This is a genomic window from Bacillus sp. JAS24-2, from assembly GCF_008274905.1.
GTDB classification, from domain to species: domain Bacteria; phylum Bacillota; class Bacilli; order Bacillales; family Bacillaceae_G; genus Bacillus_A; species Bacillus_A cereus.
Genome location: NZ_CP031068.1, coordinates 1098283 through 1124530, shown reverse-complemented (window position 1 = coordinate 1124530; position 26248 = coordinate 1098283). Strand labels below are relative to the sequence as shown.

Sequence of the window (26248 nt, the reverse complement as noted above, 5' to 3'; positions counted from 1 at the left end):
TACATAGTCTTTACGAAAAAGGAAATGATAAACGTACAACGTTTAGAAATGGAGTTGATACATATGCCACATACGAGTGATAACGACAAAAAAGCACGCGATAATAACGCAAAACGCACACAAAAAAATGAGCAAGAGCAAAAAAATATTCAGCAAGGTAAACGTGCATACTCTAAAAAGACCGATCACCTTTGATTCCATCGTACATCAACAATTATGTTGATGTACTTTTTTACATTTTAAAGGAAAAAAACATTAAAAATTCACTTCATGTTCACTTCTATATTCTACAATAGCGATAACATATTCGGATGAGGTGTTGGCATGAGAGGGAAACATATTTTCATTATTACTGCACTAATAAGTATATTGATATTATCTGCTTGCGGACAAAAAAACGGCTCAGCTACAGTCGCTACAGCAACAGACTCGACCATTACAAAGGATAACTTCGAAAAACAATTGAAAGATCGTTACGGAAAAGACATGCTATACGAAATGATGGCACAAGACGTCATCACAAAAAAATATAAAGTATCTGATGAAGAGGTAAATAAAGAAGTAGAAAAAGTAAAAAAACAATATGGAGATCAATTCAAAAAAGTATTAGAAAATAATGGTTTAAAAGATGAAGAGGATTTTAAAAATCAAATTAAGTTCAAACTTGCTATGAATGAAGCGATTAAGAAAAGCATTACAGAGAAAGACGTAAAAGACCACTATAAGCCAGAAATTAAAGCGAGTCACATTTTAGTAAGTGACGAAAATGAAGCGAAAGAAATAAAGAGTAAACTAGATGCTGGTGCTTCATTTGAAGAATTAGCAAAACAAGAATCACAAGATCTACTATCAAAAGATAAAGGCGGAGACCTTGGATACTTCAATTCAGGTACAATGGCTCCTGAATTCGAAACGGCTGCCTACAAACTAAATGTTGGACAAATTAGCAATCCCGTAAAATCATCAAACGGTTATCACGTTATTAAATTAACTGATAAAAAAGATTTAAAACCTTACGATGAGGTAAAAAACTCTATTCGCAAAAACTTAGAGGAAGAACGTACTGCTGATCCTGTATTCAGCAAAAAATTGTTACAAGAGGAATTAAAAAAGGCAAATATTAAAATAAATGATAGTGATTTGAAAGATACATTTACTCTTGTTTCTCCGCAAGGAAATTAAAAAAAGCACACCCTTATCTTTTTAGATAAGGGTGTGCTTTTTAATCTTTCATCTTATTTCTTAAAGTACGTCCAACCTTCTTCTTGATAAATCTTTTCTTCTTTCATCAACTTACCAAGCGCACGCTTAAACGCAGCTTTACTCATATTGAAACGTTCTTTAATGTCTTCTGGATGGCTCTTATCCCAAAACGGCATTGCTCCGCCTCGTTCTTCCATATATGCATAAATTACTGCAGCATCATCTTCCATTCCTTCTTCTTTACGAGGAAGAAGCGAAATGTTAATTGTACCGTCATCTTTCACATCAATAATACGTCCTGTTACGCGCTGACCAATACGGACTTGTTCTTTTCTTTCCGTATGGTGTAAGAAAGCACGGAAATGCTCATCCGTTAGTATGAATGAACCAACTTGAAGTGAACGATACACACGTCCATTTACATTTTTATTACGCATAGATGGCGTTGCATCTACGATAATTTCTTGCATATCACTGTCTCTTGCCGGAAGAGCAATTAAACGATCACGATTCGTTAATTTTAACGTACAATATAATTCGTCGCCTACTTCTGGCCATACCGGCATATAAATCGGGAACTCATCAGCTGGAATTAGTATATCTTTTGACACACCAATATCAACAAATACACCTAAACTAGGAATAACTTCTACAACCTTTACCCAGTTCCAATCATACGTTGTAATAATTGGTTCCTTCATTGTTGCTGAAATACGATTTTGGTGATCAAGGTATAAGAATACATCAATCGTATCGCCTTCTGCAATTTCTCCAGCTACTTCGTTTTTATGTAGGAAAATTTCTTCTTCTTCATTCCCAACCATATATCCGATTTCCGTTTCGCGTAAAACAGTTACCTGTTCAATCGATCCTATTTGCAAATACATATTTTTTAATTCCCTTCTATATATATAAAATTATCTTTTTTATCATTCCAAACAAAAGTTAATTATAACATGATTTTTCCTGTATTTGTCCAACTGCCCAAAATTCACTATAATAAAATGAGGTTACATGAATATAAGTACGAAAACACTTAAGTCTAGACTCGTTTTCAGCTATACTTTAGTATGTACAGTACATAACAAGATTAGAAATTTATTTGGAGGTGCTAACTATGGCAAAAGATAGTTCTTTTGACATCGTTTCGAAAGTAGAATTACCTGAAGTAACAAACGCAATTAATATCGCATTAAAAGAAATCCAAAACCGATATGACTTTAAAGGAAGTAAAAGTGATATTAAATTAGAAAAAGAAGTACTTGTTTTAACTTCTGATGACGAGTTTAAATTAGAGCAAGTAAAAGACGTTCTTATCTCTAAACTTGTAAAACGTAACGTTCCAATTAAGAACTTAGATTACGGAAAAGTTGAAGCTGCAACTGGCAACACTGTTCGCCAACGCGCAACACTTCAACAAGGTATCGATAAAGATAACGCGAAAAAAATTAACAACATCATTAAAGAAATGAAATTAAAAGTAAAAACACAAGTACAAGATGATCAAGTACGTGTTACAGCAAAAAGCCGTGATGACTTACAAGCAGTAATCGCAGCTGTTCGTAGCGCTGATTTACCAATCGACGTACAGTTCATTAACTACCGCTAAAAAGAAAACTCCTCTTAATTAGAGGAGTTTTCTTTTTTGTCTTGTAGAGACAATATTACGAGAACAAACTATATAAAAAGGTATATGCGGTGAAAATTGCTAAGTGAACAGAGTCTAACCATACGAAGACTTTACAAGTGACCGTATGATTAAACTAGGCCTTATTGTAGAATTTGTTTTATACATGCATTTAGCAGACCTTATTGAAAATAAGAAAAAGACACCTCAAGACGTTCCCCCTTCGATTTGAATTACTTTTCTTAATAACTACATCCTAGACCAAAATCATCTTAAAAATCGCTGTAACTCATAATCCCTCTCCCCGTCAAAACGTAACAATTTATGAGTATAAGAATATTTCCCAACCTTTAATATAATGTAAAATTAATAAGGAACTTAAAAAATGTTAATTAAAAAAGAGTTAGAAGTGGTTATATGAAGAAATTAATACTATGGTTTTTATTGGCCACATTCTCCCTAAATACTGTAGGATGTTCTAATAATGCGAATTCACTAACGGATAAGTCTAACTGTATCAACAAAGCTTGGTACAAAAAAACTATGTCATGTAATCATTTAAAAAACATTAAATAGTTAATGATAAAAGTCATAAAAAAAGAAACCTCAAAGCGCCTTCCTCCGACTTGAACCAATAATATTCGGATGGATTTAAAAAGAAGCATACATCGTTAATAAAGATGCAGACTTCAAAATAAAAAGTACACTAAGTAAACTCTTATTCAAAGATTTATATTAAGCACTAATATTTTAGAAGAAAGTTTATAAGTTTAAAACCTACAGGGATTTTCCCTGTAGGTTCTATTATATTTCAAGTAATACCCAAATGAATTATGAGTAGCTTTTTTCATTTTGGTTTTCAAAATATTTTTCTTTAACCATTTTTATCAGATTTTCTTTTTCTGTTAGTTCAAATATAAATAATGCTTTTTTCATGTTATTTGCAATATCTTCTTCATTCTGTTGTTTAAATCTTAATAAATTCCATCCCTTTAAATAGTAAAGTTCACCTAATAAGTATAAAGTATTTAGATTAATAGCTAATTTGACTTTGTGAACATATTCCATGACATAATTCGGATTGTGATATATTTTTTTAATTCTAAGCTCTTTAATGGTAATACCCAAATCGTAAAACTCCATTTTTCCACCTACTATTTAGCACTGTATTAGTATAAGAGTATTCTCTAACTTTTAATGTAATGTAAAATCAATATAGTTACAATTATTGATTGTTTCAAAGATTCTTCCCTATCGGTGCTAACACAAAAAACAGGTTAGGAAGAACATCCCCTTCCTAACCTGGCCCTCCTCTCACTAGGGACGTTTTCATTCTCACATCGTTTCTCTTAAGAAATTTCATATCAACAGAATAAATACTATCGCGCCACCGAACAAACTTACAAATCCAATAAGAAGACATGAACGTAGAGTGAGTAACTTCTCATCTCATCTACGTTTCCTTTTAACTACAATTAAAAACGCAATAAATAATACATTCACACCAACGATTAAGGAGATAAATAACCAATTCACACCTGTTTCTCCGTTAACTTTATACACGTTTGATTCTTCACGCTTTAAAACGAGATAAAATTTTCCGTTTTCCTCTCTTATAATTTCATCCTGCAACAATCCTCTTAACTCTTGTTTTTCACCAATTGCACTTGCAGGTAAGGAGACTTTTTGTGTTTCTTTCGTATTATTAATTGCTACTAAAGTTACTTCATCTTTATATTTTCGTTTTAGTATGCTCATCCCGCTCTTATCATACAGAAGCTCAAACGTACCGCGTCGTAAAGACGGTCTCGCCTGCCTAAGTTCACCTAGTTTTGTTATGTGCTGCATAAATTTTTCGTCTGACTTAAAATCCATTAATCGTCTATTATCGGGTACACTTCCTCCATCTAATGCAATTTCAGTTCCGTAATAAAAATTCGGAATCCCAGGTGATGTTAACAAATATGTAAGCGCCAGTTTTAAACGTGATGGCGGATAATACATATTTTCTTTTGCAATACGCGCATATCTTTTTGTTTCTTGATCATCTAAAAACGTAACAAATTCCCCTTCTTTTTTACTCACATCGTATAACGATTTCACCGATACATCCGCTTTGGAAAACGATTCTACTATTTTTTCGTTGTATTCGCTATCCTCCTTTGTCATAATACGAAAATCTTTCTTTATCACTTGCATATCTTTTTGCGCGTTATCCCAAAAGGAACGCGGCTTTTTTTCACTATGTATAACATAACTTCCGTCTAAATCAACTTCTTTTATCCACCATTTCGTTGCATCAATTACCTGTTGTTCGTTTTCTCCAAGTGGAAATTGAAATACAACTTTCATTCCTTTTGCATGAGCTTCTTTTACAAGTTCTTTCACATCATTGTCTGTCCCGAAATGTTCATTTACCTTTTTAAAATTTCGCACGTCTAATCCATCGTACTTTCCACTTTCAAAAAGCGGCGAAAGCATAATGGTAGTAAAACCCATTTCTTTTATGTAATCCAACCTTTTTATAATTCCTCTTATATCCCCGCCTTGATACCCTTCTAAATTACCAACTTCTAACTGCTTGTCATTTTTCGGTTCTCCATTATTGAAGCGATCAATCATAATGGAGTATATAACTTCATCTTTCCACTCTCTTTTTTCGTCTGCAAAAGTATGTATTGGTACAAACAAAACAAAAGCTAAGCAAAAACAAATGAATAGTTTCCTAGTCCGTATTTTTCCCACACGCATCCCCCAAGTTTTTAATTGTAAGAATATTATACCAATTATCCAAGTGAAACGCATATGTCGATTTCAATCCTCACAAAATAATCCATGTTACATTTTCTAACATCATGTATATATTTTTCTGAATTTTTAGTTGATTTTTAATTCCTTTTCGAATATGATATGAAACATAACAAAACGATGTTATTTTTTCTAACATTACAGGAGGAGAGATCATGGATATGGGAGATACAGTTTTTATGTTTATGACGACAGTAATGGTCATGTTGATGACACCAGGATTGGCACTTTTTTATGGAGGTATGGTTCGCAGCAAAAACGTACTCAGTACAACGATGCATAGTTATAGCGCAATGGCTATCGTTTCGATTCAATGGATTGTTATCGGCTATTCTTTATCATTCGGACCAGATTGGCACGGGCTTATCGGCACACTTGATTGGTTCGGTCTAAACGGAGTTACCTACGCACCAAATCCAGACTACTCATCTACTATTCCTCACAATTTATTCATGATGTTTCAACTCATGTTCGCCATTTTAACTCCAGCTTTAATTTCAGGTGCATTTGCTGAAAGAATGCGATTTTCTGCCTTTCTTATTTTTATCCTTCTATGGACAACAATCGTTTACAATCCTGTCGCTCATTGGGTATGGGGCGTCGGTGGGTGGCTAAGGGAACTTGGCGCCCTAGACTTCGCTGGCGGAAACGTCGTTCACATCACTTCCGGAGTTGCTGGTCTTGTATTAGCTATTTTCCTTGGAAAACGAAAAAACATAAATGGTTCTTCTCCTCACCATTTGCCATTTACAATGTTAGGTGCAGGCTTATTATGGTTTGGCTGGTTCGGTTTTAACGTCGGCAGCGCATTATCCTTAAACGACGTAGCGTTAACTGCATTTATTAATACAAATATAGCCGCCGCTGCCGCCGCTCTAACTTGGATGCTTTCTGAATGGTTCTTCCAATCAAAACCGACCGCAATGGGAGCTGCTTGCGGAGTTGTTTCTGGTCTAGTCGCTATTACACCAGCTTGCGGGTTCGTTACACCTTTCTCCGCCCTTCTTATCGGAGCAATTGGTGGTATATTATGCTTTGGCGCCGTTTTCTTCTTAAAAACAAAATTCGGGTATGACGATACACTTGATGCCTTTGGATGCCACGGCATTGGAGGAACTTGGGGCGGTATTGCAACAGGACTATTTGCAACTACTGCCGTAAACGGGGATGGTGCGAACGGATTGTTTTACGGAAACGCCGCGTTACTGTTTAAACAACTTGTAGCAATTGGGGCAACCTATGCCTTTACAATCATAATGACGTACACCATTATTAAAGTTATTAGCTTTTTCCTCCCTGTTCGAGTAGATGAGCACGAGGAACACATGGGACTTGATATTTCGATGCATGGTGAGAAAGCTTATGAGTATGTAGAAAAATCGGCAAATTAAAATGAAAAAGGTGTACTCCGTTCTAACACGGGGTACACCTTTTTCGTATATTCATAACGATACAATTATCTCAAACTATTGGTATATAAATATCCTTATCTATCTATTCATATAAACATCTTACCTTTTCATTAGTGCATTTAAAACGAGTTGTACTGCAACCGCATCATCTAAATAGCCGATTGGAAATATATAATCCGGAATTACATCGACCGATAATATAAAGTAGATCAGCGCACTTCCCATTAAAGCAAGTTCTGCAGTCGTTCCCTTCTTCTTCGTAAATCTTTCATACAATTCTTTTAAATCATTAATAAACGGGCCAATACTGCTTACCTTTTGAATCTTTTCAAGAAACCCCTTTTCAATCGTTTCTTTGCCTTCTTCTGTTTGCGAATATTGTTCATAATTCGTTAATTGCTGCTCTACATTCGATATACTAAACTTTTGATCATAGAGCTGTGCGGATTCAAGTAAATGTTCAATGTTATTAATGGAAACATGAATATCCGATTGCTCCTCCTGTTTCGTTTCAATAGAATAGCCTGCTGCCACAAACAAATCACCAACTGGAACACCAAGACTCTCCGCGAACTTTTGCAAATGCTTCGGATTTGCCTTTCGCTTACCATTTACAATCATTGAAATAGTAGCCGTATCAATTTCAGTAAGCAAACTAAGCTTTCGCATCGATAAAGACTTTTCCTTAAGTAACTTTTTCAACAACAATCCAAGATTACTTTTTTCATTATCTTGAGACATATCTCATTCCCCTTTATTCACGAGAATAACCATAGTTATTATAAGAAAAACAACTATAATCTCTATACAATTCATATTAACAAATTTTTTTGACTATTTACAAGATAGAAGTCCTTTATATGTTTACATTTTGTAAACAAAAAAGCTATCTTAAAAAATTAAGATAGCTTTTTAACTCATTTTAACCATTTCCGTAATAATAAAAATACACTACCACAAATTATGTAAGAACTCACGAATGTGACAATTGCTATAAAAAATGAATGATGCATAGAAAAGGTCAGTACCATTAATAAGAAAGATACGAAGATTAAATCCAATAAAATAAAATACCCCGAACTTAAAACACTTTCTACTAATTGTAACTCCGATTCTAATTCCGAATATTTCAGTCTTTTATACAGTAATCTCACTTTCACTCACCTTCTATGAATTAATCAAAAAATGCAGCAAAGGCAATAACTAATAATAATGTTCCACTAATCAATGTACCAAACTGACCTAAAGTGAATTTACCGATGCGAACGTGAGCTATCTTTCTTCCCAACACAACTCCGCCCCATACTGTAATAAAACTACCAACTGCAGCTGCAATACAAACAGCAATTGGATTCAAACCGAACAAACCCGCTCCTAATCCATTTGTGAGCGCATTAGCAGATAAACCAATCCCAAGAAAAATAGACTCCACAAAACCGATTTCCCCAGATTTACCGATATTTTTCGTTAAGCCATTTATTTCAGTGTCCCCCACTTCTCCTTCAATCTCTTGCACCGAAACCTTCCGAGGAATTGCTAGTAAGATGATTCGGAGACCGATTATAACTAATAAGAACGAACCGATTACAATCGGCATTATCCCAGGTAAAATTTTTGATAGCCATAAGCCAAAATATATTCCTACTACACTAAATAAAAAGCAAATTACCGAAATAATAAAATTTGATAGATGACTAATTTTTATATTTCGAATGCCATAAGAAATTCCTACCCCTAAGTTGTCAATACTCGATGAAAACGTTAGTGCTAATACCATCATCCATGCTGCCATTTCGTTCACCCCTTCGTATTGTTGAACATCCCGGAAACTAACGTGACATACATAGCATGGAATAGGAATATAGGGAGAAAATAACTCCCTATATTCCTTCCACTTAACAGCTCTGTTTAAAAACGGGGTAGAGTGAACCACTTCATTATATTCATACGATGTACTTTTCCTTTTTCGCGAACGAATTGAAAAATATCTCCCGTAAAAGATCCCATTTTACTAGAAATTTCTTTTTGCATCGCTTTATTTTCCGATACCGCTTTTACACTTAAATCTAATGCTTGCTCAAAATGTTCTAACGCTTTCTCTAGGTGGTAATCTACATCTTGTTCAACAGCTTTATGCGTCATTTCTTACTTCCTCCTTTTCCTCAACCTTTGCAGCTGCTTCAATTATCTCTTGTTCATTAGAATGTTCTTCTTCAACATAAGAAAGTTCTTTCTCGAATTGTTTTTGCATTCTATCCATTTTCGCTTCTACAATAATATCTTCCACTTCTTCTTTAATCGTTTCAAAAGTAGACTTCACACCTTTTGCACCTGATTCAACAAGTGGACGGAGTGTATTTCTTACAACAGGTAATAAAGCGGCACTTGCTAACGCTAAAGTAGATCCAATAACAATTTTTCGTATCATTTTCATTACTCCTTTACACTGTTTTTAATAATGCTAGTTCATTAACTACCAACTTTTTCGAGTCATCATTCTTATATGAGATTAATTTAATAATAGGTTTTGAAATTTGAGACACTGTACCAGCTACAAAAAGAACAGGTACCCATTGCATAAATGTTAATGGAGCGGTATGGAATATACGAGCAAATGGCGGAACATATATAGCTGATAATAATACAAGCCAAGACGTTCCTAACGCCGTCACAAAGAAACGATCTTTTGACCAATCACGCATCGTTTCGTCCGATCCTTCTTGTCTCCAAGAGAATGTTTGAATAAGTTGACCGGCAACTAATGCTGCAAATGCTGATGTTTGCGCTACCGCAAGAGGCACGCCAACCGCTAAGCTCATACCGAATAAAGCAAGTGAACCTGCTCCAAGCAGTATTCCCCGCGTTACAACTTTTTTGTACAACTCTTTATCAACAATATCTTGACGTTTCGTTTGCTTCGTTTTGTTTCCAGGATTTACAGCTAAGATCATCGCTGGTAAAGCATCTGTAATAAGATTCATTAATAAAATTTGAATTGGTACTAACGGAATCGGCATTCCCGCAATAACTGCCGCACTTGTCACTAATACTTCAGCTAAATTTCCCGTCAATAAACATCCAACCGCTTTACGAATATTACCAATAATCGTTCTACCTTCTTTTACCCCTTCCACAATGGAACCGAAATGATCTTTTTTCAATATAAGATCCGCAGCTTCTTTCGTTACTTCTGTTCCTGTTTGCCCCATCGCAATACCAATGTTCGCTTTCTTTATAGCAGGTGTATCATTTACACCATCCCCAGTCATCGCTACAATTTGACCGTCCGCTTGGTATGCAGCTACTATACGTAACTTATGTGCCGGTGTTACGCGAGCAAAAACAGAAGTATTTTTTACAATTTCTTTTAATTGTTCATCTGTTACATTGTCGATTTCTACCCCTGTCAAAACACGATCATCACGATTCCAAATACCGGTCTGCTTCGCAATAGAAATTGCCGTAGTCGGATGATCCCCAGTAATCATGACAGGCTTTACACCAAGTTCAATCGCTTCACGAATACTCTCTTCCACTTCAGGTTTTGGCGGATCAATCATACCAACTAATCCAACAAAAATAAGGTCATCATTCTCAACATTACTATACGCAAAACCTAATACACGTAATGCCTGTTCTGCAAAACCTTCATTTTGTTGTAAAATGACCTCTTTTTCTTTATCACATAACGGATAGATTTCACCGTTATGTTGATACCATTTACATCTAGTAAGGATTGCCTCTACAGATCCTTTCGAAAACTTATACAATGATTCATTTTCCTTACAAACGACACTCATAATTTTCGTCTCAGAATCGAACGGTTCTTCATGATGTCGTTCAAATGATGCCATATCCTTATATGAAACACCCGCTTTAGAAGCAAAACTTAATAAAGCCCCTTCAGTTGGGTCACCTTTCACAATCCACTGATCGTCTTCATGTTCTAACTTACTATTATTACAAAGAACACTAATTTGCAGAACGCGAACAAAATCTGGATGTTCTAACGGCGTTTTTTCACTTTCATGATAAGTCGCTTCTTCTACTTCCATCTCTACAGCAGCTGCGACTTTAGACGACGTTACATCCGATATTGTACCAACTGGTTCATATCCATCACCCGATACACTCCACATACGATTTGGTGTGGCAATGACTTTAACTGTCATTTCATTCTTCGTAAGAGTACCTGTTTTATCAGAACAAATAACAGTTGTTCTACCTAACGTTTCTAAACTGGAAAGCTTCCGAACAAGTGCATTTTGCTTTTGCATACGAAAGATTCCTGCACTTAAAGCGATTGTAATCATAATCGGTAAACCTTCTGGCACAGCAGATGCTGTAAGAGCAACTGATGTTGTAATCATTTGCGTAATCGGTAAACCGCGTAGCAATCCTGCTACAAGCACAATACCGCCAGCCACAAATGCTCCTTTAATAAAGGTTTTACTAATAGACGTCACCTTTTGCTGTAGTGGTGTAGGCTCTGTTTCTTCCCCCTTCATTAAGGAAATCATATAGCCCATCTCTGTACTCATCCCGGTTTCCACTACTATAGCTCTCGCCTTGCCGCGCGTTACGGATGTGCCCATAAAGAGCATATTATTCTGCTCCGCTAACGAAGATTCTTCCCCTACCGCATCCACTTTCTTTTCAACTGGTAGAGACTCACCCGTTAGCATCGCTTCATTAACTTCTAAATTCCAAGAGTCTATAATACGAAGATCCGCAGGTACGCGGTCTCCGGCTTGAAGGCAGACAACATCACCTGGGGCGAGCTCACTACTTGCTACCTCTATCTCTTCCCCTTCACGGGTTACTATACAATTTGGCGCACGGAATTGATTTAAAGCTTCTACTACTTTTTCTGCTTTTCGCTCTTGAAGGGTTCCAATTACCGCATTGACGACGAGAATTGTCCCCATCGCTAATCCATCAAACACCCCGCCTGATAATACAGACAATCCAGCTGCTCCAAGTAAAATAAGCGATGTAAACTCTTTAAATTGCCCCATAAATGAAACAATCCAAGGAACAGACTGCTTCGGTTCAATTCTATTCATTCCATACTTTTCTTGTCGCATTTGCACTTCTCGAGCGCTTAGCCCTTGCTGTTTCTCCACTTGTAAATCTTTTATTACATCTTCTTGCGAGAGTGCATACCATTTTGTAGAAGTTTCTCTAGCTACCGAGTGGTTCATATTCAGTAACTTTTTATTAGAAAAAATCTTCTCACTTACTCGCTTCGCTCTAGATAAAAACGTTAAAGATAGAGCATTTGCCATTAAAGCGATAATAGGTGCCGTGAATATAGACCAAACAGCCAGCATCTCCCCGGCAATATTCCATATTTTCGCTACTCGAAAATGTTCTTTCACTAATAAATCGATTTGTTTCGCATAGGCGATTGACTGAAATATATTTTTCATTTCATAATAAGATACAGACGGAAATTCAATATTATCCTCACAAACAAATAATACTTCTTCCCCATCCGAACGAATACGCTCCACACGCTCTACAACATCACTATGTTGCCAACTTGCATCAATACCGTGCTGCGAAAGAACACTATGATTTACATGTAAACTATTTTGCAAAACTGCAAACTTCCACTGATTTTCACCTAATTCTTTCATTATTTCTGTGAATTCAGGTGTAATCGTCATTTTCGATCCAACTAACAATCCTACACATTTTTTACCTTTAGCAACGAACTGAACGTTAAATCCTTCTTTGCCAAGTCCTTTCGCTTCTAACTCATAAGCACTTATATCTACACCATTTCGCTGCACAAATACTTTACTCCCGATAAAGGATGGAATGCCTTGTATGTCACCTTTTATCCCTTCGTCATCAACTTCGATTTCAAAAGCTTTCCTTAACGTTCTTCCTGTTTGCTTCGCTCGTTGCACAACTTCCTCTTTCCAATCATGCCCACTTTTCTCCAGCAGTGAGGCTGCCGTGCACCAAACTTGCCCTTCATCTTCTGAAATGCAGCTAATCTCCGCTTCTTCATGACAGAATATACGCGATACATCGTCAAATACGATTGTTCTCGTTCGGGACAGTTGAGATAACGATCCTTCATTTGGAATAAGATATCCTCTTTCCCTCGCAACGAGATCTCCTTGTCGCCATGCATACTCAGCAGACGAAACTGCAGCTTTCGGATTCGCAGCTAATAAAACCGCCATTCCGCGTAGTGGATTTCTCGTAAAGGCCCATGTTGCTCCCCAAAAAAGCATGCCCCATTTCGATTGCTTTTCACTGTATGCTTTAATCTCCGGGGATAAAATTCTTTCTTTATACGAATCTGTCTCTTCATTTATGTTCGCTTGACTACGCTTCCAATTTAAATAATTTAATAGACTAAGTCCCGCTAGTACGACGATATTTTCCCGTGCTAGTGCGAGTGCAAGCGTTCCTATGCCAAGCACTAGATCAGAATTCACTTTTTTGCTAGCAACCATTTTTTTGAATCCTCGTTTTAAAAACGGGTATCCCGTCAAAACAGATAAAGCCCCCGACAAGTAAAAAAGCCCTGGACTTCTAGCTAAAGCTGATCTTCCCATAAATAGTTGCTTTATACCGAACGCACCTAATCCAGCGACAGAAAGCGCTAGTGGCAATGGAACACCTTCACCTTTTTTCTCGTAAGAAATTACACTAGATGAAGAATCTTCTGCTTTCTTCGTTTCTTCAATATTGTTAAAGTTAGTATTCTTTGTAGTTTGTTCTTCTAGGAGTTTAATTATTTCACAAACGGTATGTAGAGAGGTCTTGTTGATATCGTAAGTAATCAGGGCTCTTCCTGTAGAGATAGAGGGACTCACTTGATAAATACCTTCCACGTCACGAAAACGTTCTACTATCAAGTTCGCCATGTCCAAGTTGTATTTTAGTTTATATATTTCAATTCGAATTCTTCCAGGTAACGATCGTATAAATCTCGTTTTTAATAATTTACTCTGCATCATCATCCTCCTTATCCTTGTAAAGGAAGTAAAATCACTTACTATCTAAGGAGTAACAGGTATGCTTTCGTAATCTACACTCTGCTCAGAATGATATGCATTTACACGAGACGCCCATTTTTCCTGGAATTTAGAAATAGTTGTCGGTACAGCTTCTACTGCTCCAATAATTGGCGATACTGTTTTTACTGCCACTTTACGTGCCGCTTCTTTTACTTTCGGTAAAGCTTCTTCCATTTCTGAACTAGCATTTTGAATTTGTTCTTTTGCACCGAGAAAAGCAGACACTGTTTTTACCGCTAGCTTTCTTAGCCCCTTTCTCGCTTTTGGTGACGCTAATATAACCGCTGCTACTCCAACCGCTATACCGATTGGTGATTTCATAAATTGAAACATGTACATTTCTCCTCACTTAATTTTTTTCGAATTTGTAAAGTGAATCAATCCTATCCTACCAAGTAAACATGTAATTCATTTCATCACATCCTTTTTTTGTAAAAAGTATATATAGAGTATATATTTACGTTTGCATTATTTCAACAATTTATTAGTTTTTTGCAAATTTTATGTTAATTCAAAAAATATTTTTGTAAACACTCCTATTCCTATGCCATTAAACAGGTAATATATTCCATGTTTTGTTACTCAATTGTTGAGATTATATTGAGAATTTATTTTGTTTTTTCGCAAATCACAAACTAAGACACGCACTTTTACGAAACAAATTTTATATACTATAAAAAATGCTACAAGGAGTGATTTTCATGAGCTTATCTTATTGGAAATACGCGATTCTTACTCATATCACTGCAAATTTCCGTACCTTTTTATTCAATATCATTGTCGCTATTTTAGGAGAAATCGCCCTCTTTCTTGTCCTCAGTTTTATTCCAAAAAGATTTCATAAATTTTTTGCATAAAAAAGCCTGAGTTCCTATCTATCGTAGAACTCAGGCCACTTAGCCTTATTAAATAATGGGAACTTGTTACATAGATTTCTCAATACCCAATCTGGTATTAGAGAGAATATATCAGCGATTTTTTGGATATATCAACGATTTTTCAAATATATCGATTGTTTCTTTCAATATATCAACGGTTCGACACAACATATCGATTTACCAACAAATTCCGACATGTTTTACATGCGAAATACCCCACATAACTTTATACAAAAAAGACGACCGAAGCCCGGTCGTCTTTTCCTATTTATTTCGGAGCATTTCCTACATATTGCGTAATATCAACATTTAATGCCTGTGCTAAACGCATACCGTATTCTTGATCTGCACGGAAGAAGTTACAAACAGCTAATAATTTTGTGCGTTCATTTACGTCTTTTAGATCATTTGTTAAGTTTGCAATTAAGTTATCTTGCTCTTCTTTAGAGAATGAACGGTAACGCTCACCTGCTTGTTTGAAGTCATTTGGTTTCTCAATTTTTTCACGAGATACATAGCCTTCTACTTTCATAGTTGAATCGCGGTAAGCTTTGTCTTCAACTGGATTCTCTGCATGACGACTCGGTTCGTAGTTGATTGTAGATGGGTTTTGATTCACTTGCATTGCACCATCACGTTGTTGATTATGAACAGCTGCGTATGGGCAGTTTACAGGAATTTGTAAGTAATTTGCACCAAGACGATAACGCTGTGTATCTGGGTAAGAGAATAAACGACCTTGTAATAATTTATCTTCCGATGGCTCAATACCATTTACAGTTGCACTTGGAGAGAACGCTACTTGCTCTACTTCTGCAAAGAAGTTTTTCGGATTACGATTTAACGTCATTGTCCCTACTTCCATTAATGGGAAGCGATCTTCTGGCCATACTTTCGTTGGATCTAGTGGATCAAAGTCTAAAGAGTCCATTTCATCTAATTGCATAACTTGTACGTGTAAATCCCATTTTGGGTAATTTCCTTTTTCGATTGCATCGAACAAGTCACGAGTTGCATGATTGAAGTCTTTCCCTTGTACTTCTTGCACTTCTTTCGCATTTAAGTTACGTACACCTTGCTGTGGTTTCCAGTGGTATTTAATATAAACAATTTTACCTTCTTCATTAATCCATTTAAATGAATGGACGCCGAAACCCTCCATTTCACGATAGCTTGCTGGTGTACCGTAATCAGAAAATACCCATGTCATCATATGTGTAGATTCTGGACTTAACGTCATGAAATCCCAATAACGATCTGGCGTTTGAATATTCGTATCAGGTGCTGGTTTTAAGGAATGTACCATATCAGGGAATTTAATTGCATCACGAATGAAGAAAACTGGTAAATGATTACCTACGATATCGTAGTTTCCTTCTTCTGTATAAAATTTAACAGCAAACCCACGTGGGTCACGTGCTGTTTCAGGAGAACCTTGACCATGAATAACCGTTGAAAAACGAACAAATACAGGCGTTTCAGTTCCTTCATTTTGTAAAAATGCTGCTTTCGTATATTGCTTCATACTATTTTTCGTTACGAATACACCGTGAGCACCTGCACCACGTGCATGCACAACACGCTCCGGAATACGTTCACGATCAAAGTGCGCAAGTTTTTCTACTAAATGATAGTCTTCTAATAATACTGGTCCACGACGACCAGCTGTACGAGAATTTTGGTTGTCTCCAACTGGAGCACCTTGGTTTGTTGTTAAGCGATTATTTGGATTCATCTAGGGGGATCCTCCTCTTTCTTTCATAGTAATCATTATTTATTTAAAATTATTATAAATTAATTATTATTCAAAACTAAATCTTTGTCAACTATTTCCTTCACTTTTTTGGAAACAATTTCAGCCAAACAGTCGATAAATGCAGATTGTGCATTCGGCATATTTGGTCTGAAATATTTGGCATTTAATTCATCCGTTACAACTTTACATTCATAATCGTTGTCATATAAAACTTCTAAATGCTCCGCTACAAAACCAACTGGGCAATATACGAAAGATTCGTACCCATGCTCTTCATATAAATCTTTCGTTAAATCTTGCACATCTGGACCAATCCACGGATCTGGAGTATTCCCAGCACTTTGCCAACCGATTGTATAGTTTTGAATATTTGCAGCTTCTGCAATTAAATCTGCCGTATGCTTTAGTTGTTCTACATATGGGTCTCCTGCTGCAATAATTTTTTCTGGCAAACTATGCGCTGAAAAAATTACGACTGCTTTCTCTTTATTATCAATTTCTGTAAACATCTCTTTTATTTGGTCTGCCCAATACGAAATAAATTTCGGTTCATCATACCATTGTTCAATTGGTTCAATAACAGGACCACCAATTTCTTGCGAAAGACGAATAGCACGATCATTATACGCTTTAATGCTAAATGTAGAGTAATGCGGCGCTAATACGATACTAATCGCTTGCTCGATCCCATCACGCTTCATTTCTTCTACAGCATCTTCTATAAATGGTGCAATATGTTTTAAACCTAAGTAACAAGTAAATTCATACTCTGTAAATATGTTATTCATTGAATCTGTTAATTTATGCGCCTGTTCTTTCGTAATTTTTGCAAGCGGTGAAATTCCACCAATCGCTTTATAGCGCCCAATTAAATCTTCAAGCGCTTCTTCTGATGGCGTACGCCCGTGACGGATATGTGTATAATATGCCTCTACATCGTCTAATGATTCTGGTGTTCCATACGCCATTACGAGTAAACCTATTCTTTTCTTTGTCATCTATATAACACCTCAATTTTATAAATGAGAATCTTTTTTAGAACGTTTGTTTCCAATTATAACAAGTAATAATAAGTACGTCAAAATAATAATTCTAATTAAGTATTATTTATAAGATGATTTTGAATTTTATATGACAATTTCTTTAATAAAAAGCGACTTACATAATTGTAAGCCGCTTTTCCCTTATTCCTTAATATTTACCCCATATTCTTTAAACCAAACATGAATTTGTGCTAAATGAGCTAAAAGCTGTGGCCCAGTCATCAATTGACCAAACCATGGTGTTTGAAATGCACTGCCGCCAGACTGAATCAATCCGCTCAACTGCTCTTTATCAAACAGTTCGTGTAAAATTGAACCTTTATCCGTTAATAGATTTTGAAGCCATACTGTTACTGCGTTTGTATAGTGTGGATTGTGCGTTTTCGGATACGGACTCTTCTTTCTATATAAGATGTCATGCGGAAGTACATCTTCTAACGCTTTACGTAATAGACCTTTTTCGCGGTTTTTATACATTTTCATTTCCCAAGGAATATTCCACGCATATTCGACAAGACGATGATCTGCAAATGGAACACGTACTTCTAAACTTGCCCCCATACTCATGCGGTCTTTTCTGTCTAATAATGTTGTCATAAACCATACCATATTTAAATAAAATAATTGGCGTCTTTTTGCTTCTAGCGGACTTTCCCCCTCTAAAATAGGAACTTCTTGAATCGACTCTTCATAACGCCTTTGTACATATTGTTGTAAATTTAATTTATTTCTCCATTCTTTTTTTAGAAGTTGTTCACGTGCCTCTGTAGAACGCATCCATGGAAATGCACTCGATTGTAAATCATCTTCTCTATAAAACCACGGATATCCACCAAATATTTCATCTGCACATTCTCCAGATAAGCCAACGACAAAATCTTGTTTAATTTCTCGGCAAAACCATAATAATGACGAATCGATATCTGCCATACCAGGCAAATCACGAACAAGTACTGCTTCAGTTAAATACTCTGCTAATTTTTCATTCGAAATGACGCAGCGATGATGGGTTGTTTGAAATGTCTCAGTCATTAAATTAATAAACGGAGCATCTGAATTTGGCTGGAATGCATTTGCTTTAAAGTATTTGTCATTATCTTCGTAATCAATAGAATACGTGTGTAATTGCCCTTTTCCCGATCTCTCATATTCTTTCGCTGCAATAGCTGTAATAGCGCTCGAATCTACACCACCTGATAAAAAAGTACATAGTGGTACATCAGAAACAAGCTGTCTTGTAATAGCATCTTGTAGTAAAAAGCGCGTTTTCTCTACTGTTTCTTCAAAAGAGTCTTCATGTTTTTTACTTTCTACATTCCAATATCTCCATATACACAAACCGTTCTTTGAAAATGTCATCGCATGACCTGGACGTAATTCTTTTATACCAGCATAAACACCGTGGCCAGGCGTTCTTGACGGTCCGAGTCCGAATATTTCTGATAACCCTTCTAATGTTACTTCCGCCTTCACATCTGGATGCGACAATATCGCTTTTAACTCCGAACCAAATAGTAAGCGTCCGCTATCATATTTATAAAAAAGTGGCTTTACACCTAATCGATCTCTCGCAATAAATACTTGTTCTTTCTGTTCATCCCATACTGCAAACGCATATATACCGTTTAAATGATCGACACATTCTTCTTTCCATTCAATATAAGAAGCTAATAATACTTCTGTATCAGAATGACCTTTGAACGTATACCCTCTTCTTAATAATTCCTTTCGAATGTCTTCTGTGTTATAAAGTTCACCGTTATAGCAAATGGCATAATTCGTTTCATCTTTTAAACAAGTCATCGGTTGTTTCCCCCCCTCAGGATCAACAACAATTAACCGTTTATGCCCAAATGCGACATTTCCTTTAATCCAAACTTTATTATCATCCGGCCCCCGTTTCGCTAACGTCTCAGCCATCTTCGTAACGACATCTCTTTCTCCTTCTAATGAGCGTTTATAATCCACCCATCCTGTAATCCCGCACATATAAATCATCCTTCCATCTTATTTCTTTTCTTGAACGTGCAGTAATCCCCACCCTAAGAGTGCGGATCAAAAAATGAAAAACTTGACGATAACCTACTATCCACATATGGAATAGCATTCTCACTCAGTAAAACGTGTTTTATTGTATGCCCACCTATGTCTAGATGTGTCTAGTTATAAAGAACGCACGAACTGTCTATAACAGGAATAACTACTTTTCATAAAGGAGAAATCGTATATGATACAACGTAAACATATTTTATATAACCAGCCCCGTGCTCATACAGTCGGTAATGTAGAATATATAAACAATGAATGGGTATTCTTTGATGATGAAAATGATGAAGCGTTTCTATTAGAAGATATTGCCGAAGATGGGTTTGAAATTTTGTATAATAACAATTGGTTACCAGCCCGTTTCTATGAACAAGATGTATTACAAATCGCCAACGAGCAACACCATTTGCAAAATGGTGAAATGGTACGTATTCGAAAAAAGTTACTTCTTAGCTATAATGAATGGCTCGAGGAATTACCTGACTCTGTCTTCACATTATTAACTGAATCATTGCAATCACTTCACTACTCTTTATATGATTGCATGTATTGTCATAATTATTTATCCTTCTTACCGAAAGAGGAGTCACGCGAAGGAGTAAATATTCTTTTGTTTGATAACGACGAAATGATCTGTACACTGCAGCACCATTTCGTACGTCACACTACATCAAATAAAAATATGTTCCGTTTTACGAAAGTAAATGGAGAAGAGTTGCATATCGATGCGACATAAAAAATAAAAACCACCTTATCTCCCAAGTCTTTGAGATTATAAGGTGGTTTTATTTTTATTTGAATACGTACCAGCCAAGTGGCAATTTCAGTCCTAAGTATAATACTGCTACTAGCGCAACAATAAATAAGCCCCAAACCGCCCCTGTTGGTTTGTTTTTGCTCATTTTTACAAGAACCATTTCCATTCCGCCGATAACTAAAATACCAGCTAACATTTTTAAGCCATACCACATGTGCATGCTACCTGTTGCTGTCTTCACAATACTCATGTACAACATGAAGCCTGTCACAATAATGATGATATACATTAGGCGAAGCCCCATATGTACACCTTTACCTTTTCTTCCTGCTGAATAAAGTGAATACGCAACGAAGAATAAAATTAAACCTAACGCCCATGCTGTAATATGCATATGTACCATCGTATTCCTTACCTCCTCTTTTCACACTTTTTCATCCTATATGATAACATGTTCATTTATTTTCAGGAAATGTTTCGCTTTTTTACATTTAAATGATATAATATTTAGAGTATTTACAAACTTCTTGTAATAACAAAAGGGGGAACAATCATGATTCAAACTAAGGATATTATCGAACTTACAGACACATACGGAGCAAATAACTATCACCCACTTCCAATCGTTATTTCTAAAGCAGAAGGTGTTTGGGTAGAAGATCCTGAAGGAAACCGCTATATGGACTTATTAAGTGCATATTCTGCAGTAAACCAAGGTCATCGTCACCCGAAAATTATTAACGCTTTAATTGACCAAGCTAATCGTGTTACGTTAACTTCTCGTGCTTTCCATAGCGATCAATTAGGTCCTTGGTACGAAAAAGTTGCGAAACTAACTAATAAAGAAATGGTACTTCCAATGAATACAGGTGCTGAAGCTGTTGAAACTGCAATTAAAACAGTTCGTCGCTGGGCTTATGATGTGAAGAAAGTAGAAGCAAACCGCGCTGAAATCATCGTTTGTGAAGATAACTTCCACGGACGTACAATGGGTTCTGTTTCTATGTCTTCAAATGAAGAGTACAAGCGTGGATTCGGTCCAATGCTTCCTGGCATCGTTGTAATTCCTTACGGTGATTTAGAAGCATTAAAAGCCGCAATTACACCAAACACAGCAGCATTCATTTTAGAGCCAATTCAAGGTGAAGCAGGAATTAACATCCCACCAGCTGGTTACTTAAAAGAAGCTTTTGAAGTATGTAAAAAAGAAAACGTTTTATTTGTAGCAGATGAAATCCAAACTGGCTTAGGCCGTACTGGTAAAGTATTTGCTTGTGACTGGGACAATGTAACTCCTGACATGTACATACTTGGTAAAGCACTTGGCGGCGGCGTATTCCCAATCTCTTGCGTAGCAGCAAACCGCGACATTTTAGGCGTATTCGAGCCAGGTTCTCACGGTTCTACATTCGGTGGTAACCCACTTGCATGTGCTGTTTCTATCGCAGCTCTTGAAGTGTTAGAAGAAGAAAAATTAACAGAGCGTTCTCTTCAATTAGGTGAAAAATTAGTTGGGCAATTAAAAGAGATTGATAACCCAATGATCACTGAAGTTCGCGGTAAAGGTTTATTCATCGGTATCGAATTAAACGAACCAGCTCGTCCTTACTGTGAACAACTAAAAGCAGCTGGTCTACTATGTAAAGAAACACATGAAAACGTAATTCGTATCGCACCACCTCTAGTAATCTCTGAAGAAGATTTAGAGTGGGCATTCCAAAAAATTAAAGCTGTATTATCGTAATGATAGAGAGGTTGTCCGACATGTTGGGACAACCTCTTTCTTTTTATATTCATTTATATTAAGGTATTTTTGTAATTTTCTGTATTTTAAAATCGTAAAGGAGGTGCGATATGCTATTAAGATATGGTAAACATATTAACTATTTAGCTACATCTTTTATTTTAGTTACATTCTTTGGCTTCCTACTTTCCACAACATGGCTTACTCACTACTCAACTCCTACTACATTCACACTACTGAAAGCATCATTTTGGACTGCTGTTATTCTTACTATCATTGGTTTTGGACGAGAAAAAAGCGCACTTACGGTTATACTATTTGGCATTTGTACACTTGCATTCATTGGTCTTTACACTTTTTCCGTTATTGATTACCTCTATAACCCAAGGCCATAAAAAAGAGCTATCTTTTAACAAGATAGCTCTTTTCTTCACTTCACTACATTTCGCAAAGTACCAATTCCTTCTACTGTAATAACCACTTCATCACCAGCATGTAAAAACTTCGGTGGTGTGAAACCTTTTCCGACACCAGCCGGGGTTCCTGTTGCGATAATATCGCCTGGTTCTAAAGTCATTCCTTTACTTATCGTTGAAATAATTTCTTCTATTGAAAAAATCATTTTATTTGTGTTGGAAGTTTGCCTTACTTCTCCATTTACTACCGTTTCAATGTGTAATGCATTCGGCGCATTAACCACCGATTTATGAATTAAATACGGTCCCATCGGACAAAATGTATCGAAGCTTTTCCCAAGGAAAAACTGTTTATGTTTTCTTTGAATGTCTCGAGCTGTTACATCATTGATAATCGTATAACCAAAAACATGCTCAAGCGCTTTTTCTTTTTTAATTTGTTTCCCTCGCTTACCAATAATGATAGCTAATTCTCCTTCGTAATCTAGTTCGTCCGTTGCATGAGGGTGACCATTAATTTGCTCATTTATGCCAATAACTGTTGTTGGTGCTTTCGTAAAAATCATTATATTTTCTGGAATAGACTCTATTCCGCCCATTTCTATGGCATGCTCACGATAGTTTTTTCCAACGCACAAAATATTCTTTCTTGGCCTTGGAATCGGTGCTAATATTTTCACCTCTGTTAACGGATAATACGCCGCTTCCCCGTTCTCTTTTGCCCAATTTACAATTTCACATACTTTCTCAAAGCATTCAGTTCCTCTTTCAATACACTCTAACATTGTAATAGGGATTGTAACCTTTTCCCCTTTTTGTCTTTGCGCTTCTCTTAAGTGTAATACCTTTTTTTCTTCTTCATCCACAATACCTACAAATACCTTTTCTTCTTTCTTCGCCGTTACAAAACGCAATATTTCCACTCTCCATCCTAAAACTCATGCCCTTTAATTGTATTCGCATCCGTAAGAAAAAAACCTTCTCATACACGCTAATTTTTACAATATTCTTCTCATACCCTATTCGTTACGCCTTTATATTTGGCATAAAATGTAGAAATTTTACTTTTTTTAGCGAAGGTATTTCTTTTTTATGGAGTTTTTGTATAATATGTACTACATATATACTAAAAATTTCATTTAGAGATGGAGCCGATTTCAATGTTTGAGCAAGCGATTGAAAAAAAACGTGAAAAAATGATTTATTTTGCTGAACGCTATGGAATGACTTCTCAAAAAACAGTGGATTGTAGCCAAGAACTGGACAGGCTCTTAAATGTAATTTGGCATGTACATACGGATTTTCACCCAAATCAAACACTCGACACACACACGCAATAGCGTGTGTGTGTCTTTTATTTCAAAAAAACACACATTTTATTGAAAACGCCCATACAATAGTAGAAAAGAAAATTTTAAAAACGAAGGGTGTTTTATATGCCAGCTATGGTCGGACATATTCGTATCGTCAATATTGGATCAAGTGGTATTTTTCATATTGGAGATGTATTTGCGATTAGGCCTATTAGTTACTCACGTGCTTTCGCCGGGGCCGGCTCTTTCAACGTTGGAGACAATGTTTCTGTCTACAATTATCAAAGTGCAACGACTGTCAACGATTCAGATGTAATCGATCAAGCGATAATTGGCTCAACTTAAAGGAGGCAATTGCATTGAATTTTTATGTAAACCAAAGTATCATCATTAACAGCATTAAAATTGATAGCATTACAACCTCTTCTGTGTTCCAAATTGGTACTGCCGGAAGTATTAAAGCCCTATCTAAATTTTCAAATACGGGCGGATTTACGGAGCCGCTTCGCCCATTACAGGCGAAAGGACAAATTATTTCTATCAAACCATCAACTAGTTCTTCTTAAGACATCCTTGTCATAAATATATAGCAGGAATATTTTTACCCTCCCTATTGAAAAGGAGGTTTCACAAATGAATCAAGATATATATACTTACTTACACCAACTTCAACAAGCTCTTCAAACACAACAAGCAGCCATCCTGAATTTAGAAGATCAAGTGCGCCAACTCCAAGAAGAGCTTAACGAATTAAAAAATCGCCCCTCCTCTTCTGTAGGAAAAGTGGAATACAAATTCGATCAATTAAAAGTCGAAAATTTAAATGGTACTTTAAATATTGGTTTAAACCCATTTTCAGCAAAAGGACAACAAATTGAAGATTTTCAAGTGGATACAGAAACATTGAAGGTAAACCCTGAAACTGAAACAAACCCAGACTTTTATCAAGGTATCCTCCAAGAAATGCATCGATACTTAGATGAAGAAGCATATAATCGTATTCTCCATTTTGAACAAGAAGAGCGAACACCGCTTGATGAAATGTATCGACAAATGATGGTGGATGACATAAAAAAACAGATGGAGCATCGACTCCCTTATTATTTATCACAAGCGCAATCATATGAAGGTATTTCAACAGATCCAGATTATTTACGAGATATCATTATTCAGGCAATGAAACAAGATATTGACAAAGCCTTTCTCTCCTTTATTCAGCACATACCGGGAAATTTCCGAAAGGAGTAAGTATGTATGAACCTTAACGTTGTAAACCGTGAGTTAAAAGTCGGACAGATTAAAATGAACGGTGTATCGTCGTCCGCACTCTTTTTAATTGGAGATGCAAATCTCCTCATTCTATCTTCTATTCTCGATACACCATTTGAAACAGTTACAGAGGGTCCATTTGTACCATTAGTAACAGATGTCCCTCCTACTCCAGGTTAAGGAGACTGAGAAATTATGTTGCATCATGTGTCTATTGTCCAAAATGTTTCTATTATTTCTTTAGGGATTGCTGCTGTATTTCAAGTTGGAGATGCAAACCAAATGGAATTAAAAAGTAGAGCTATTGCCGTCCACCGTGAAATTCCTTTTTATATACGAGGAGAAGGTCGCTTTGATGCTTTTGAAATCTTTACAGATGAACACATTACAATTCCAAAACGAACGACAGATGTAAAATTAAACATTGTAAATGAATGCCCTTTTATTGAAGTTAATAACGTTGAATTACGCACACTTTTAAATTCTGGTTGCTTTCAAATTGGAAATGTTGATTATGGTTTTAATAACTCTCGTATTATACAAATCCGCCAATATATTACGGATGAACCTTCCGCACAATAATTCATATAGTAATTAAAAAGCTTAGTAAAGTAGGTGGATGGTATGCCTTCGGTTGTAGGAAATCTCGTCGTGCAAAACAGTAACGGCTCTTTCAACTTAGGAGATTTTTATAACGTATCTCCGAAAGAAAACACGAAAGCCTATAACGGATCTGGAGCTTCCAATGTTGGGTTTGTCGTGAATACGTTTAACGGTGTTAGTGCAACGAATACATTTGATTCTGATGTGGCAGATCAAGATCAGATTGGAACAGCGTAAAAAAAGTAGGAGATATTCTCCTACTTTTTTCTTTTATCTAATTCAAAATTATTAAAATAAAATTTTAATAAGCAAGAGCTTTACTGTCCACAA

Annotated in this window: 28 protein-coding genes and 1 pseudogene; 14 read left to right on the top strand and 15 right to left on the bottom strand. The window is 36.1% G+C overall.

Features of this window, described 5'->3' with window-relative positions:
* Nucleotides 1-63 precede the first annotated feature (63 nt).
* Entirely contained in the window at nt 64-195 is a 132-nt protein-coding gene (locus tag DN407_RS05835; protein ID WP_001120851.1) for a DUF3941 domain-containing protein, read from the top strand.
* Between the two features lie 129 nt (nt 196-324).
* Nucleotides 325-1182 (top strand): peptidylprolyl isomerase PrsA, encoded by an 858-nt coding sequence (prsA, locus tag DN407_RS05830; RefSeq protein WP_098877278.1) that lies wholly within the window; start codon nt 325-327, stop codon nt 1180-1182.
* A 53-nt stretch (nt 1183-1235) separates the two neighbouring features.
* Here the strand turns inward: prsA and DN407_RS05825 are convergent, their stop codons facing one another.
* Entirely contained in the window at nt 1236-2090 is an 855-nt protein-coding gene (locus DN407_RS05825) for a CvfB family protein (RefSeq protein WP_065704603.1), read from the bottom strand.
* Nucleotides 2091-2320: 230 nt separating this feature from the next.
* On the opposite strand from DN407_RS05825, the gene DN407_RS05820 reads away from it, so the two are divergent.
* Nucleotides 2321-2812 (top strand): YajQ family cyclic di-GMP-binding protein, encoded by a 492-nt coding sequence (locus DN407_RS05820; RefSeq protein WP_001040149.1) that lies wholly within the window; start codon nt 2321-2323, stop codon nt 2810-2812.
* Nucleotides 2813-3661: 849 nt separating this feature from the next.
* On the opposite strand, the pseudogene DN407_RS05815 reads toward DN407_RS05820, so the two are convergent.
* Both DN407_RS05815 and DN407_RS05810 read right to left on the bottom strand, forming a co-directional pair.
* Nucleotides 3662-3880: pseudogene (locus tag DN407_RS05815) on the bottom strand (hypothetical protein); the annotation flags it as partial.
* 399 nt (nt 3881-4279) lie between these two features.
* Nucleotides 4280-5635, bottom strand: coding sequence for an alpha-amylase family glycosyl hydrolase (locus tag DN407_RS05810; protein ID WP_070757217.1), 1356 nt, complete (start codon nt 5633-5635; stop codon nt 4280-4282).
* A 158-nt stretch (nt 5636-5793) separates the two neighbouring features.
* On the opposite strand from DN407_RS05810, the gene DN407_RS05805 reads away from it, so the two are divergent.
* Complete coding sequence (locus DN407_RS05805) at nt 5794-7029, top strand: ammonium transporter (RefSeq protein WP_097862884.1); 1236 nt, start codon at nt 5794-5796, stop codon at nt 7027-7029.
* Nucleotides 7030-7149: 120 nt separating this feature from the next.
* Here DN407_RS05805 and DN407_RS05800 read toward each other — a convergent pair whose 3' ends face one another.
* The 10 genes from DN407_RS05800 to asnB all read right to left on the bottom strand — a co-directional run bounded on the left by DN407_RS05800 (nt 7150) and on the right by asnB (nt 19759).
* Nucleotides 7150-7791: a DUF1232 domain-containing protein gene (locus DN407_RS05800; protein WP_000076219.1), complete on the bottom strand. Its 642-nt coding sequence runs from the start codon at nt 7789-7791 to the stop codon at nt 7150-7152.
* Nucleotides 7792-7967: 176 nt separating this feature from the next.
* Nucleotides 7968-8204 (bottom strand): hypothetical protein, encoded by a 237-nt coding sequence (locus DN407_RS05795; protein ID WP_001238640.1) that lies wholly within the window; start codon nt 8202-8204, stop codon nt 7968-7970.
* A 20-nt stretch (nt 8205-8224) separates the two neighbouring features.
* Nucleotides 8225-8842 carry a sporulation membrane protein YtaF gene (ytaF, locus tag DN407_RS05790; protein ID WP_232487516.1) on the bottom strand — a complete coding sequence of 206 codons (618 nt, stop codon included), beginning with the start codon at nt 8840-8842 and terminating at the stop codon, nt 8225-8227.
* A gap of 116 nt (nt 8843-8958) precedes the next feature.
* Nucleotides 8959-9192, bottom strand: a complete 234-nt coding sequence (locus DN407_RS05785) for a hypothetical protein (RefSeq protein ID WP_000148973.1) — start codon at nt 9190-9192, stop codon at nt 8959-8961.
* Entirely contained in the window at nt 9182-9478 is a 297-nt protein-coding gene (locus tag DN407_RS05780) for a hypothetical protein (protein WP_000619724.1), read from the bottom strand. The genes DN407_RS05785 and DN407_RS05780 overlap by 11 nt, the downstream gene beginning before the upstream one ends.
* 13 nt (nt 9479-9491) lie before the next feature.
* Nucleotides 9492-14030, bottom strand: coding sequence for a cation-translocating P-type ATPase (locus DN407_RS05775; protein ID WP_149216099.1), 4539 nt, complete (start codon nt 14028-14030; stop codon nt 9492-9494).
* A 45-nt stretch (nt 14031-14075) separates the two neighbouring features.
* Nucleotides 14076-14426, bottom strand: a complete 351-nt coding sequence (locus tag DN407_RS05770) for a YtxH domain-containing protein (protein WP_000486133.1) — start codon at nt 14424-14426, stop codon at nt 14076-14078.
* 813 nt (nt 14427-15239) lie between these two features.
* Nucleotides 15240-16706, bottom strand: coding sequence for a catalase KatB (katB, locus tag DN407_RS05765; protein WP_001069180.1), 1467 nt, complete (start codon nt 16704-16706; stop codon nt 15240-15242).
* A gap of 59 nt (nt 16707-16765) precedes the next feature.
* The gene (gene hemH, locus DN407_RS05760) at nt 16766-17725 is read right to left on the bottom strand and encodes a ferrochelatase (protein ID WP_098450297.1); all 960 of its coding nucleotides are present in this window, start codon (nt 17723-17725) and stop codon (nt 16766-16768) included.
* A gap of 186 nt (nt 17726-17911) precedes the next feature.
* Entirely contained in the window at nt 17912-19759 is a 1848-nt protein-coding gene (gene asnB / locus DN407_RS05755) for an asparagine synthase (glutamine-hydrolyzing) (protein WP_149216098.1), read from the bottom strand.
* A gap of 238 nt (nt 19760-19997) precedes the next feature.
* Between asnB and DN407_RS05750 the strand changes: the two genes are divergently transcribed.
* Nucleotides 19998-20552: a DUF2777 domain-containing protein gene (locus tag DN407_RS05750; RefSeq protein ID WP_000616049.1), complete on the top strand. Its 555-nt coding sequence runs from the start codon at nt 19998-20000 to the stop codon at nt 20550-20552.
* 55 nt (nt 20553-20607) lie between these two features.
* Here the strand turns inward: DN407_RS05750 and DN407_RS05745 are convergent, their stop codons facing one another.
* On the bottom strand, nt 20608-20976 hold the full coding sequence (locus DN407_RS05745; RefSeq protein WP_000233495.1) for a YisL family protein: 369 nt from the start codon (nt 20974-20976) through the stop codon (nt 20608-20610).
* 150 nt (nt 20977-21126) lie between these two features.
* On the opposite strand from DN407_RS05745, the gene rocD reads away from it, so the two are divergent.
* Both rocD and DN407_RS05735 read left to right on the top strand, forming a co-directional pair.
* Entirely contained in the window at nt 21127-22317 is a 1191-nt protein-coding gene (gene rocD / locus DN407_RS05740) for an ornithine aminotransferase (protein ID WP_000616658.1), read from the top strand.
* A 110-nt stretch (nt 22318-22427) separates the two neighbouring features.
* Nucleotides 22428-22712, top strand: coding sequence for a hypothetical protein (locus DN407_RS05735; RefSeq protein WP_000926864.1), 285 nt, complete (start codon nt 22428-22430; stop codon nt 22710-22712).
* A gap of 35 nt (nt 22713-22747) precedes the next feature.
* On the opposite strand, the gene DN407_RS05730 is transcribed toward DN407_RS05735, so the two are convergent.
* On the bottom strand, nt 22748-23647 hold the full coding sequence (locus DN407_RS05730) for a fumarylacetoacetate hydrolase family protein (RefSeq protein WP_001213086.1): 900 nt from the start codon (nt 23645-23647) through the stop codon (nt 22748-22750).
* Between the two features lie 246 nt (nt 23648-23893).
* On the opposite strand from DN407_RS05730, the gene DN407_RS05725 reads away from it, so the two are divergent.
* The 7 genes from DN407_RS05725 to gerPF all read left to right on the top strand — a co-directional run bounded on the left by DN407_RS05725 (nt 23894) and on the right by gerPF (nt 26155).
* On the top strand, nt 23894-24073 hold the full coding sequence (locus DN407_RS05725; RefSeq protein WP_000462845.1) for an aspartyl-phosphate phosphatase Spo0E family protein: 180 nt from the start codon (nt 23894-23896) through the stop codon (nt 24071-24073).
* A 96-nt stretch (nt 24074-24169) separates the two neighbouring features.
* Complete coding sequence (gene gerPA, locus DN407_RS05720; protein WP_001111187.1) at nt 24170-24391, top strand: spore germination protein GerPA; 222 nt, start codon at nt 24170-24172, stop codon at nt 24389-24391.
* A gap of 14 nt (nt 24392-24405) precedes the next feature.
* Entirely contained in the window at nt 24406-24612 is a 207-nt protein-coding gene (gene gerPB, locus DN407_RS05715) for a spore germination protein GerPB (RefSeq protein WP_001012508.1), read from the top strand.
* A 67-nt stretch (nt 24613-24679) separates the two neighbouring features.
* Entirely contained in the window at nt 24680-25294 is a 615-nt protein-coding gene (gerPC, locus tag DN407_RS05710; RefSeq protein WP_001070760.1) for a spore germination protein GerPC, read from the top strand.
* Nucleotides 25295-25300: 6 nt separating this feature from the next.
* Nucleotides 25301-25495 (top strand): spore germination protein GerPD, encoded by a 195-nt coding sequence (gene gerPD, locus DN407_RS05705; protein ID WP_001052807.1) that lies wholly within the window; start codon nt 25301-25303, stop codon nt 25493-25495.
* 15 nt (nt 25496-25510) lie between these two features.
* A complete protein-coding gene (locus DN407_RS05700) occupies nt 25511-25897 on the top strand; it encodes a spore germination protein GerPE (protein WP_000902319.1) in 387 nt (128 codons plus the stop codon).
* Between the two features lie 42 nt (nt 25898-25939).
* Nucleotides 25940-26155: a spore germination protein GerPF gene (gene gerPF, locus DN407_RS05695; protein WP_001141566.1), complete on the top strand. Its 216-nt coding sequence runs from the start codon at nt 25940-25942 to the stop codon at nt 26153-26155.
* The last annotated feature ends 93 nt before the right edge of the window (nt 26156-26248 follow it).